A 12,048-nucleotide genomic window follows, 5' to 3' on the forward strand; every position below is an offset into this window, starting at 1 on the left:
TGCAATGCAGCAAGACGACGGCGCATGGCGTCTCGATACGGGGGGAAACCGGTGCGGAAACAGGGGCTTGCCGGGCTGTCGTTCGGTGTCAGTCCGCCCTTGGTAGGCGCGGGCCGGACGTGATGCGCGTCGCGGGCTGCGCAAACGACAAGGAGCGCGGTTGCCCGCGCCCCTGTCGACCCCACGATGGCGGGAAAGTTCAGCGGATGCGCTGGACCAGGCGATCGTGGTTATTGGCCGGGTTCGGATCGGTCGTCGTGCTGCTGACGGTGGCTTCGAACTCCAGTTCAGTCCCGCGCTTGGGCTTGCCCGGCACCACCAGCGCGAAGGCGAGCGTCTGCACGCCGCGTGGCATGGCGCCACGGCGGGTGCAGTCGGCGGCGGCGCCTTCGGCGGTGTCCTCCACGCGCGTGCAGCTCCAGCCGCTGGGGGCGGCCACGGCGGCGTAGCGGGCTTCCACGTTGCTGGTCAGACGCACGGAGACCTGCTCGGCCGCATCCGGACCGGCATTGCGCACCGGCACGAGCAGCGTGGCGATGGTGCCGCGACGCAGCGGCAGGGCGGCGCCGAGCAGCTGCACCGACAGGTCGGCGCGGGTCTGCGGCAGCGCGGCCACGGCCACCGAGACGGCCGCGGTGTTGTCGCCGTTGGCCGGGTCGAGCACGGTCGAGTTGGCCGACACGCCCAGGCCCAGCGTGGCGCCCGCTGCGCTGGCCGGGACGACGGCGTCGAGGGCGAAGGTCGCTTCGTCACCGACCGCCAGCGACGGCACGGTGCAGGCCACGCGGGTGGTGCCCGCGGTGACTTCCGGTGCCGCGCAGCTCCAGCCGGCCGGCAGCGTGGCCAGCGACGGGGACAGCTCGGCCGAGAACACGAAGGCGAACGCCGCCGGCGATGCCGCACCCGGGCCGGCGTTGCGGACGGTGGCGGTATAGCGCACCGTTTCGCCGACGTTGGCGGTGGCGCGGTCGGCCGACACCGTCGCCGACAGGTCGGCGCGGGCGAACGACGGCACGCGGATGCTCAGGCGCACCGGATCGTGATCGGACGAGCGCAGGGCCAGCGTGGCGTCGCCGAAGTTGTCCACGCCGAAGTCCGCATTGATCCGCGCATGGTCCACGCGCAGGCCGGCGTCCATGACCAGGGCTTCGTTGACCAGCACGTGGTCCAGCGTCTGCGCATTGCCCTCGAACGAGTACGAGTAGCGGTGCGCGGGATCGGCGATCAGCTGCGAGCCGTCCACGAGCGGCACGGTCAGCGGGCTGGGCATGTACGTCAGCACCTGGTCTTCCGCCGCCGCTTCGCCCTTGATGATGCCCATCACGTCGACGTAGCCATCGTTGAACTCGAACGCGTTGAAGTCGCCGACCAGCACGATCTTCTCGTCCGGATTCGCCTGCTGCATCTCTTCGACCAGCTGGGCCAGGTAGACGGCCTGCGCGCCGCGCTTCACCCGCACGCGCTCGCCGCCGGTGACCCAGCCGCCGCTGCCGGGTAGGGTGTCGTTGATGTCGTTGAGCGAACGCAGGTGGTTGACGATGACCGTCAGCGGATAGCTCGACGTCGCGTCCTGGTGCACGCGGGCGCGCAGGCGCAGCGGCGGACGGTCGTTGAGCACGCTGGTGGTGCCGTTCGGATTGGCGATGGTCGTCTCCTTGCCGAACTGCGCCACGTCCAGCACCTCGACGCGGGCCACGCCGTCGGCGGTCAGGCGCGAGCTGACCAGGAAGCCGACGTTGATGCCGCCCACGTCGTTGCCCGGCTGCAGGTACGGCACGTAACCCGGACGCGCGGCGCAGGTCGCATCGATGCGTTCGGACAGCAGTTGCAGCACACGCAGGTTCTCCACTTCCACCGCGCCCAGGATGTCCGGGGTCTTCAGGTAGTCGCAGATCGCCAGCGCCGCCTTGGCCAGGCGCTTGTCCAGCGCTTCCGGCGTCAGCGTCACTGCGCCGTTGCTGTCGTTGACCTCGTCGAACAGCCGCAGCAGGTTGAAGCTGCCGACGGTCACTTCGTCGTAGGCGGCGTCGTTGACGGCTTCCGGCGACATGCCGCCGATGACCGTCGGCGGCGTGGCCACGTCGGGCAGCAGCGCCCAGGTGCCGGCGAAGTAGTCGAGCACGCCGAGCAGGCCGGTGACGTCCGCCCCGGTGTCGGCCGACAGTGGCAGCGCGCCGACCTGGCCACGGCTGCGCACCATCAGGCGTTCCTGGTTGGTGTCGAAGCGCGGAGGGTTCTTGCCGGCCGGCAGGGTGATGGCATCCATCACGGCGATGCCGGGCTCGCGGAACGGGCGCGCCACGCCGGGCAGGGCCACGTGGAACACGCCGTCGCTGGAGGACAGCGCATCGTTCTCGTCGATGCTGCCGCCGGACGGCGCGATCACCACCGACTGCGCCACGCTGACGCGCATGCCTTCCAGGCGTTCCAGCGTGCCGGGCAGGGCATCGGGGCCGAGCTCGGCCGCGGTCAGTTCGATCGCGGCAGGCAGGGCGACGCCGGTCTCCAGCACGTCGAGCGTCGGGGTGACGATCTCGGTGATCGCCAGCTGGTGCGGGTTGGACGACGGGGTGTATTCCTCGACCGTGCCGGTCACGCGCACGCGGTTGCCGACCGCGGCGGTGGCGGGCGGGGCGCTGCTGGTGAAGACGAACACGGCGTCCGACGTGGCCGGGTCGCCATCGTCGTTGGCGGCCTGCAGGAAGAAGCCGTTGTTGAACTTGATCGCCGTGACGATGCCTTCGGTGACCACGCGCTTGCCGTTGTGCGGCGACAGCAGGCCGGTGCCCTGGATCTGCGCGATGGTCAGCGCGAGCGGCGGATCCGGCGGTTCCGGCGGCTCGGCGCCGCTGTTACGCGGATTCGGTGCACCGACGGCGAAGTCGGCGCCGTTGTTGTTGGTGTCGATGCTGCCATCGCCGCCACGCAAGGCGGCGGTGGTGTTGCTGAGCGTGCCGGTGGGCGCGCTGCCTTCGAAGCAGTTGGCCGCGCTGCCGAAGCCGACGAAGTCGACCACGTTCGCATCGGCGGTCGGGCAGGCGCCCGTCAGCGCAGTGGTGCTGCGGCTCAACGCCACCTTGCCGGCGGTGCCGCTCATGGCGATGGTGCCGGTCGCATCGGGCGTGGGCAGGTCCACCGTGCCGCCGGCGCCCTGCGCCTGCTGGATCAGGTAGAAGCCGCCGGCCGGGATGGTGCCGGTCAGGTTGGTGCGCCCGCTCCAGGTGGTGCCCGCAGAGGAGGTGTACTGGACGCTCCAGCCGCTCAGGTCGACCGCCGTGGGTCCGTTGTTGCGCAGCTCGATGAAGTCGTTCTTCAGCGTGGCGCCGCTGTTGCCGCCGCCGCCGTAGACCTGGCTGATGACCACCTGTGCCTGTGCCGACGAGGCGGCCAACAGCAAGGCGCAAGACGCGAACACGGCCGCAAGGCGGCCCCGTGGCATTTCCATGTAACGGGTTCTCCCTCAGTGGATTGGACGCCGACCCCCGCGGGAGCGATGCCGCCCCCGGCCGACGCAATGTAGCCCAAGCCTGTGGTACGCGCATTGCATGGGCATGACATAAGTGCCGGTTTTCCATCGCCTTGCCGGGGTCGTCCGCCCTCATCGGTTACGCTGGCGCCCCCGCCGCCCCCCGGGCGGCCCCCGGTTGATCGACGGATGGCCGTAGAAAAGAACGAGCGCCCGCTGGAAGCAGGCATCCACACCGACCTCTCCGGCCGGATGAGCTACGGCGGCTACCTGCAGCTGGACCGCCTGCTGTCCGCACAGCACCCGGTGTCGGACCCGCTGCACCACGACGAGATGCTCTTCATCGTCCAGCACCAGGTCTCGGAGCTGTGGATGAAGCTGATGATCCACGAGCTGCGCGCGGCGATCGGCTTCCTCCAGCGCGACCAGGTATGGCAGGCCCGCAAGGTGATGGCGCGCGCCAAGCAGGTGCTGCGCCAGCTGACCGAGCAGTGGTCCGTGCTGGAGACGCTGACCCCGTCCGAGTACATGGGATTCCGTGACCTGCTGGGCCCGTCGTCGGGCTTCCAGTCGCTGCAGTACCGCACCATCGAATTCCTGCTGGGCAACAAGAACGCGGCGATGCTGAAGGTGTTCGCCCACGACCCCGAGGGCTATGCCGGGCTGGAAGCCGTGCTCGACGCGCCCAGCCTGTACGACGAATTCCTGATGTACCTCGCCCGCTGGGGCCACGCGATCCCGCCGCAGCACCTGCAGCGCGACTGGCGCCAGTCGCACGCCGCCGACGCCGCGCTGCTGCCGGTGTTCGAGGCCATCTATGAGGACACCGACCGCTACTGGCGCGAGTATTCGCTGTGCGAGGACCTGGTGGACCTGGAAAGCCAGTTCCAGCTGTGGCGCTTCCGCCACATGCGCACGGTCATGCGCATCATCGGCTTCAAGCGCGGCACCGGCGGTTCCAGCGGCGTGGGGTTCCTGCGCCAGGCGCTGGAACTGACCTTCTTCCCCGAACTGTTCGATGTGCGCACCTCGATCGGTCCGGGTCGCTGAACTTCAGGAGGGGGCAGAATCGGCCAAAATCCCCTTGGAAATCAGCGTATTGAATCACTGAACAGGGCGAAATGCCCGTACGCTCCCGGTATTTCAGCGATTTGACGCGGCCCGGCCGGGTCGGTGATCCTCGCGCGTCCCGTGCTGGTTGCACGGGAAACCGAAATCCTGAACTACTTCTAGGGGGAGCCCGCATGAGCGGAGCCGTCGACACATCAACGCCGGAACGGATACCGGAATTCAAGCAGCTGCTGGGGCATCCGCGCCCTCTGTGGATGCTGTTTATGACCGAGTTCTGGGAACGCTTCGCGTTCTACGGCATGCGCTGGGCGCTGGCCTTGTACATCGTCGCCCAGTTTTACGCCGGCGACAGTGCGGGCGAGGCGCCGGCCAGTCGGCTCTACGGTGCGTACCTGGCGCTGGTCTACGCGGCAGCGTTGTTCGGTGGCTATGTGGCCGACCGGGTCATCGGTTACCAGCGTTCGATCCTATTGGGTGCCGTCATCATGGCGGCCGGCCTGTTCCTAATCATGCTGCCTAACGAACAGCTGTTCCGGCTCGGCCTCGCCACGGTGATCGCCGGCAACGGCCTCTTCAAGCCGAACATCTCGACGATGGTCGGCAAGCTCTACGCGACGGGCGATGGGCGCCGCGATTCAGGCTTCACCCTGTTCTACATGGGCATCAACCTTGGCGCGATGATCGCGCCGTGGCTGACCGGATTGCTGGCCGAGCGAATCATGGGTGGCACGCCTGAAATGCCGGCCTACAAGGTCGTGTTCTTGGTCTCGGGCATCGGCATGTTGATCAGCTTGGTGTGGTTCTGGTTCGGTCGGGCGCAGTTGCAAGGCATCGGACGACCCCAGGAAGGTGCGGAAGGCACCGGACGCGTGCTGATCACCGCGATCTGCGCCATCGTCGCCATCCCGGTGATCTACTTCCTGCTGTCGATCGGCGCGGGCGCATTGCAGTGGATTCTGACGGTGCTGTTCATCGGCCTGTGCGCACTGATCCTGAAGGAGGGCTTCAAGGACGGCGCGGTGCGGCGCGACATGGCCATCGCCATGCTGATCATCTTCGTGTTCAACGTGCTGTTCTGGTGCTTCTTCGAGCAGGCGGGCAGCTCGTTCAACTTCCTCGCGCAGAACATAGTCAATCGCGACTTCGGCGGCTGGGTGTTCCCGGTGGGCTGGTTCCAGTCGGTCAATTCGCTGGCCATCATCACGCTGGCGCCGGTGCTGGCCTGGCTGTGGGTGAAGATGGGCAAGGCCAATCCGTCGATCCCGCGCAAGTTCGGCCTGGGCCTGATCTTCAACGGTCTCGCCTTTCTGCTGCTGATGTTCGCGCTGTCCAGCCTGGTGGATCCGCAGACGCTGAAGATCCCGTTCTGGACGTTGTTCATGGTGTACGTGATCCAGTCCGTCGGTGAGCTGTGCCTGTCGCCGATCGGCCTATCGATGGTGACCAAGCTGGCACCGGTGCGGTTGGTCGGTTTCGGCATGGGCGGCTGGTTCCTGTCCACCGCCATCGGCAACAACCTGTCGGGCATCTTCGCCAGTCATGTCAGCGGCGAGACCGGCATGACCGTCGAATCGGCCCACGCGGGTTACACGATGGGCTTTTGGATCCTGTTGGGTGCGGGCGTGCTGCTGTTCCTGATCGCACCGCTGATCCAGAAGCTGATGCACGGCGTGAAGTGACGCATCGGCGTCCCGGCAATCGCCGGGTGCCGACGAAAAACGGCGGCCACGGGCCGCCGTTTTTTTATCCGTGAAGAAAGTCCTCAGCCTTCGATGCGCTTCACGCCTTCCCCGGCCAGCTTGTCGATCAGTTGGTCCAGCAGCGTGCGTTCCTCGGCGGTCAGCGGTTCGAGCATGCGCTGGTGGTACTCGATGACCATCGGCGCGACTTCGTCGTAGACCCGGAACCCCTCGTCCGTGAGCGCCAGCACCGACCGGCGGCGGTCGTCGCCGTGGGTCTCGCGCTGGATCAGCGCCCGTTCCAGCAGCCGGGCCACTGCCCGGCTGACCGCCACCTTGTCCATCGCGGTCCGGGCGGCGACTTCGCCGGCCGACAGGCCTGGGAAGCGTCCGAGCACAGCCATGACCCGCCATTCGGTGATCGCCAGGCCGAAACGGCGGTGGTACTCGCGGGAGATCGCCCCGCTGATGCGGTTGGAGAGCACACTCAGCCGGTAGGAGAACAGGCGGTCGAGGTCGAAATCGGCGTGGATGACGGGGCTGGCTGGCTGGCTCATGCTGCGCTGCTACTTGTGGGTGGTTTCAGCTGAAACTATATTGACGCATATCCCGGCAAGCCTAGCGAGGTGCCCCATGAGCGCACAACCCAATACCGGCATGAAGCCGACCACCTTCGACAACCCGATGGGCATTGACGGGTTCGAGTTCGTGGAGTTCGCCGCGCCGGCCGGGCAGGCCCACCACCTGCACGACTACTTCCGCAAGCTCGGCTTCGTCCAGGTCGCGCGCCACAAGACGCGCCCGATCAGCACCTATCGCCAGGGCGACTGCACCTTCCTGATCAACGAGGATCCGGATTCCTTCGCCGCCCGCTTCGCCGCCCAGCACGGCCCCAGCGCATGCGGCTTCGCGATCCGCGTCAACAAGCTGGCCGAATGGGCACGCGTGCAGGCGCTGAAGAACGGCGCCGAGTCGTTCGATGCCGCCGACGAACTCACCAAGGCCGTCGCCGCGCCGGTGATCAAGGGCATCGGCGACTGCATGCTCTACATCGTCGACCGCTACGACACCGAAGGCACCATCCACGACCCCGATTACGAATACCTGCCCGGCGTGGAGCTGATGCCGAAGGGCTTCGGGCTGACCTTCATCGATCACCTGACCCACAACCTCTATCACGGCAACATGGCCAAGTGGGCGGACTACTACGAGCGGCTGTTCAACTTCCGCGAGATCCGCTACTTCGACATCAAGGGCGCCAAGACCGGTTTGCTGTCCAAGGCGATGACCGCGCCGGACGGCATGGTCCGCATCCCCCTCAACGAGTCCAGCGACCCGAAGAGCCAAATCAACGAATACCTCGACGCCTACAAGGGCGAAGGCATCCAGCACATCGCCTGCTTCACCGACGACATCTACACCACGGTGGAACAGATGCGCGAGGCGGGCGTCGAATTCCTCGACACGCCGGATACCTATTTCGACGTGATCGACCAGCGTATTCCCAACCACGGCGAAGATGTCGCGCGCCTGACCCGTAACAAGATCCTGATCGACGCCGACCCCGAGACCAAGCAGCGCAAGCTGCTGCAGATATTCACCCAGAACGCGCTGGGTCCGATCTTCTTCGAAATCATCCAGCGCAAGGGCAACGAAGGTTTCGGCGAAGGCAACTTCCAGGCGCTGTTCGAGAGCATCGAGCGCGATCAGATGAAGCGCGGGGTGCTGTAGGCTCGCACTTTGAGCCCCTCTCCCTGCGGGAGAGGGGTTGGGGTGAGGGGCAGGAGGACAAGGATGACGAACCACCGCAGACCTCCCATGGCGACTCGCGCTTTGGAGCAGGCAAGGGAGTTGCGGGCATGTTCGACAGATGCGGAGCGCAAGCTGTGGTCCGTCCTGCGGGGAGGTGGTATCGACGGATTGAAGTTCCGGCGACAACATCCCATCCCGCCCTACACGGTCGACTTCTGATGCATAGCGATCAGATTGGTGGTTGAAGTGGACGGATCGCAGCACACGGAAACGTCCGATGGAGCGCGAACGCAGTTCCTCGAGTCAAAAGGTTTCACCGTCCTGAGGTTCTGGGATAACGACGTACTGATGCAGATTGAAGCGGTGGTCGAGGCGATCTGCCGAACCGTCTCACCATCGCCCCTCACCCCAACCCCTCTCCCGTCGGGAGAGGGGCTTTAAAGGCATCGAGATGAATACCTCCAGCGATTGCGGATACCTGACCGGCTTCGGCAACCACTTCGCCAGCGAGGCGATCCCGGGCACGCTGCCGGTGGGACGCAACTCGCCGCAGCGGGTCGCCCACGGGTTGTACGCGGAGCAGCTCAGCGGCACCGCGTTCACCGCGCCGCGGGCGGAGAACCGCCGCAGCTGGCTGTACCGCATCCGTCCGGCGGCCATGCACGGCACTTTCGCGCCGTATGCGCACCACCGCCTGCACAGCGATTTCAGCGCCGGTCCGGTGTCGCCGGACCAGATGCGCTGGTCGCCGCTGCCGATGCCGGAGACGCCCACCGACTTCGTCGATGGCCTGTACACCATGGCCGGCAATGGCGCGCCCGAGGCGCAGCACGGGGTGGGCATCCACCTGTACGCGGCGAACCGCTCCATGCAGGGCCGCTATTTCTACGATGCCGATGGCGAACTGCTGATCGTGCCGCAGCAGGGGCGCCTGCGCCTGGCCACCGAATTCGGCGTGATCGACCTCGAGCCGCAGCAGATCGCAGTGATCCCGCGCGGGATGCGTTTCCTGGTCGAGCTACCGGACGGTGAAGCGCGCGGCTATGTCTGCGAGAACTTCGGCGCTCCGCTCCGCCTGCCCGACCTGGGGCCGATCGGCTCGAACGGGCTGGCGAATCCGCGCGATTTCGAAACCCCGGTCGCCGCCTACGAGGACGTGGAAGGCAGGTTCGAGCTGATCGCCAAGTTCCAGGGCCACCTGTGGCGCGCGGATATCGGCCACTCGCCGCTGGACGTGGTGGGCTGGCATGGCAATTACGCGCCGTACCGTTACGACTTGCGCCGCTTCAACACGATCGGCTCGATCAGCTTCGACCATCCCGACCCGTCGATCTTCCTGGTGCTCACCTCGCCCAGCGACACGCCGGGCGTGGGCAACATGGATTTCGTGATCTTCCCGCCGCGCTGGCTGGTGGCGCAGGACACGTTCCGTCCGCCGTGGTTCCACCGCAACATCGCCAGCGAGTTCATGGGCCTGATTCATGGTGTGTACGACGCCAAGGCGGAAGGCTTCGCGCCGGGTGGGGCCTCGCTGCACAACTGCATGACCGGCCATGGCCCGGATGCGGCCACGTTCGAGAAAGCGTCGAACGCCGATCTGTCCAAGCCTGACGTCATCACGGGCACGATGGCCTTCATGTTCGAGACGCGCGCGGTGATCCGTCCCACCCGCCAGGCCATGGAAGCCCCGCACCGCCAGCGCGACTACCAGGCCTGCTGGGCCGGCTTGCGCAAGCATTTCGCGCCGCCGCCGGGCTGAGCGGCGTCAGGACAGCGCGATGGCGTCGGTCTGCGGCGCGATCCGGGCCTGCAGGGGTAGCACGTCCTCGAGCGGCAGCGCTTCGAACACGCGTTCGCGGATGCGGAGGGCCAGCGAGGCCGCCACGCGACCTTCGAGGAACCGGAGCGCATCCGCCAGCGCTTCCAGCATGGCGTCGTCGTCGAGCCGCGACTGCAGGCGATCGCGGTGCTGGCGCGCCTCTCCATCGCGATGCAGTTCGAGCATGCCGGACAGATAGACGCGGGCGGCCACGCGCGAGCGTCGCGGTCCCGCGGACGGAGTCGTAGGGGGTGTCGCGGGCGCGGTTGCCACGGCAGCCGGTGACGGCGATCCGGTCAGGTAGCCATCCCGCACCAGGCGCTGGATCAGCAGCGGTGCATCCGGCCCCAGCAGTGGCACAAGGTCATCCAACCCACGCTGGCCATCGCACAGGATCAGCGCCCGACGCTCGCGCATGCCCAGGGTGCCGTCATGGGCCTGGAGCGTGTCGCGGGCGAGATCGGTCTTGGAAGGACGCATGACGGAGCCGGTGGGGATCGGCGCGCAGGCTAGTGGCTTGCGATGAAGTGCGGATGACAGTCCGGCGTTCGCGGTGACTTAACGCGTCAACGTTAGTCTTCAGGTTTGTGCATACGGAGAGAGCCGATGAAGTCGATGCTGCCGATCGTGATGGTCGCTGCCCTGTTGTCCGCCTGCCAGCGGGAGGAGTCGCCGGCCCCGGCCGATGCGGAGCCGTTGACCACGGCGGCTAGCACGCCGATGGCCGAGTCGCCTACACCGGTGCCGGCGGTCGACGACACGGCGGCGCCTGCCGGTCCGGTCAGCCAGGCGAGCTTCCTGGGCTACGGCGACATGAAGCTGGGCAGCACCGTGGAGGAGGCGCGTGCGGCCTGGGGCGGTGAATTGAACGGCGCGCCCATGGAGGGCACCAGCTGCCATTACCTGTGGCCGAAGTGGATCAGCCGGCCCGCCGACTTCGCCTTCATGATGGAAGAAGGCAAGTTCGTCCGCTACGACGTCGGCATCGACAAGGAGACGGCCCCGGGCGGCGGCAAGGTAGGCATGAACGTGGAGGAACTGCAGAAGCTCTACGGCGGTGCGCTGAAGGCGACGCCGCACAAGTACGTGCAGGGTGGCCAGTACCTGTCCATCGGTGCCGGCGACGTCGCGCCGACCAAGCTCATCTTCGAAGCCGATGCGGCCGGCAAGGTCACTTCCTGGCGCGTGGGCCTGTCGCCGCAGGTGGAGTACGTGGAAGGCTGTTCCTGAAGAAGCGCGGCGGCATAGAATCCCCGCAATCCACGAGGGGAGTGCGGGGCCATGATGGAAGCCTGGGGATACTTCGCACTGGGGCTGGTGCTGCTGGCGCTGGGCGGTGATTCCATCGTCAAGGGCGCCTCGGGATTGGCGCAGCGCATCGGCGCCTCGCCCTTCGTCGCCGGCCTGGTGCTGATCGCCTTCGGCACCTCGCTGCCGGAGCTGGCGGTCAACGCGCGTGCCATGTGGGTGGGTTCGCAGGAACTCGCGCTCGGCAACGCCGTGGGCAGCAACATCGTAAACCTCGGCCTGACCCTGGGACTGGCCGCCGTGATCGCACCGGTGGTGATCCGCATGCGCCTGCTGTCGCCGCTGCTGGTGCTGCTGGCGGTCGCCACGCTGGCGCTGATCGTGTTCGGTCTGGACGGCTTCGTCAGCCGTGTGGAGGGCATGGTGTTGCTGCTGGGTTTCGTGGCGATGTTGGCGTTCCTGCTGGCGCGCGCGCCGCGCGAGGATGCCGCGGTGCGTGCCGAGATCGAGGCCTATGCGAGCACGCGGACCGACCTGTGGATGAACCTGCTGCGTTTCATCGTGGCGGCCGTGCTGCTGTACTACGGCGCGCGCTGGGTGGTGCAGGGCGCGCCGGTGATCGGCGCGCATTGGGGCTTGTCGCCGTTGCTGACCGGCCTGCTGCCGGTGGCCATCGGCACGGCGCTGCCCGAGATCGCCGCCGCCGCGATGGCCGCACGACGCGGGCAGGGCGACATGGTGGCCGGGCACGTGATCGGTTCCAGCCTGTTCAACCTGCTGGTCGTGGTCGGCGGCATGGCGGCCTTCCGCCCGCTGCCGCTGCCCGAGTCCTTCGTGCGTTTCGAACTGCCGGCGGCCATCGCCTTCGTCATCGTGCTCTATCCGATGCTGCGCGGCGATCTGCGGATAAGCCGCGTGGAAGGCGGCTTGCTGCTGGCGGCCTTCATCGGTTGGCTGATGCTGGAGATCGCACTGGTCGCCTGAACCCCGGGTCAGGCACGGCGTGACGGGTT

The 12,048-nt window shown here is 67.1% G+C and carries 9 protein-coding genes and 1 pseudogene; 7 read left to right on the plus strand and 3 right to left on the minus strand.

The window, feature by feature from the left end:
- Positions 1-199 precede the first annotated feature (199 nt).
- Positions 200-3,439: a lamin tail domain-containing protein gene (locus AC23D6_RS03215; RefSeq protein ID WP_487752558.1), complete on the minus strand. Its 3,240-nt coding sequence runs from the start codon at positions 3,437-3,439 to the stop codon at positions 200-202.
- Between the two features lie 216 nt (positions 3,440-3,655).
- Between AC23D6_RS03215 and AC23D6_RS03220 the strand changes: the two genes are divergently transcribed.
- A complete protein-coding gene (locus AC23D6_RS03220; protein WP_487751396.1) occupies positions 3,656-4,516 on the plus strand; it encodes a tryptophan 2,3-dioxygenase in 861 nt (286 codons plus the stop codon).
- Positions 4,517-4,710: 194 nt separating this feature from the next.
- The gene (locus AC23D6_RS03225; RefSeq protein ID WP_487751397.1) at positions 4,711-6,216 is read left to right on the plus strand and encodes a peptide MFS transporter; all 1,506 of its coding nucleotides are present in this window, start codon (positions 4,711-4,713) and stop codon (positions 6,214-6,216) included.
- 83 nt (positions 6,217-6,299) lie between these two features.
- On the opposite strand, the gene AC23D6_RS03230 is transcribed toward AC23D6_RS03225, so the two are convergent.
- Positions 6,300-6,773 (minus strand): MarR family winged helix-turn-helix transcriptional regulator, encoded by a 474-nt coding sequence (locus tag AC23D6_RS03230; protein ID WP_487751398.1) that lies wholly within the window; start codon positions 6,771-6,773, stop codon positions 6,300-6,302.
- A 76-nt stretch (positions 6,774-6,849) separates the two neighbouring features.
- Here AC23D6_RS03230 and hppD point away from each other — a divergent pair, with 76 nt between their 5' ends.
- The 3 genes and pseudogenes from hppD to hmgA all read left to right on the plus strand — a co-directional run bounded on the left by hppD (position 6,850) and on the right by hmgA (position 9,727).
- Positions 6,850-7,947: a 4-hydroxyphenylpyruvate dioxygenase gene (hppD, locus tag AC23D6_RS03235; protein ID WP_487751399.1), complete on the plus strand. Its 1,098-nt coding sequence runs from the start codon at positions 6,850-6,852 to the stop codon at positions 7,945-7,947.
- Positions 7,948-8,034: 87 nt separating this feature from the next.
- Positions 8,035-8,409: pseudogene (locus AC23D6_RS03240) on the plus strand (endonuclease domain-containing protein).
- Between the two features lie 10 nt (positions 8,410-8,419).
- The gene (hmgA, locus tag AC23D6_RS03245) at positions 8,420-9,727 is read left to right on the plus strand and encodes a homogentisate 1,2-dioxygenase (RefSeq protein ID WP_487751400.1); all 1,308 of its coding nucleotides are present in this window, start codon (positions 8,420-8,422) and stop codon (positions 9,725-9,727) included.
- A gap of 6 nt (positions 9,728-9,733) precedes the next feature.
- Here the strand turns inward: hmgA and AC23D6_RS03250 are convergent, their stop codons facing one another.
- Positions 9,734-10,267 (minus strand): hypothetical protein, encoded by a 534-nt coding sequence (locus AC23D6_RS03250; protein WP_487751401.1) that lies wholly within the window; start codon positions 10,265-10,267, stop codon positions 9,734-9,736.
- Positions 10,268-10,393: 126 nt separating this feature from the next.
- Here AC23D6_RS03250 and AC23D6_RS03255 point away from each other — a divergent pair, with 126 nt between their 5' ends.
- Both AC23D6_RS03255 and AC23D6_RS03260 read left to right on the plus strand, forming a co-directional pair.
- Entirely contained in the window at positions 10,394-11,017 is a 624-nt protein-coding gene (locus AC23D6_RS03255) for a lectin (RefSeq protein WP_487751402.1), read from the plus strand.
- Between the two features lie 51 nt (positions 11,018-11,068).
- Positions 11,069-12,019, plus strand: coding sequence for a calcium/sodium antiporter (locus AC23D6_RS03260; protein ID WP_487751403.1), 951 nt, complete (start codon positions 11,069-11,071; stop codon positions 12,017-12,019).
- The last annotated feature ends 29 nt before the right edge of the window (positions 12,020-12,048 follow it).

The organism is Pseudoxanthomonas sp. G3 (assembly GCF_057654715.1).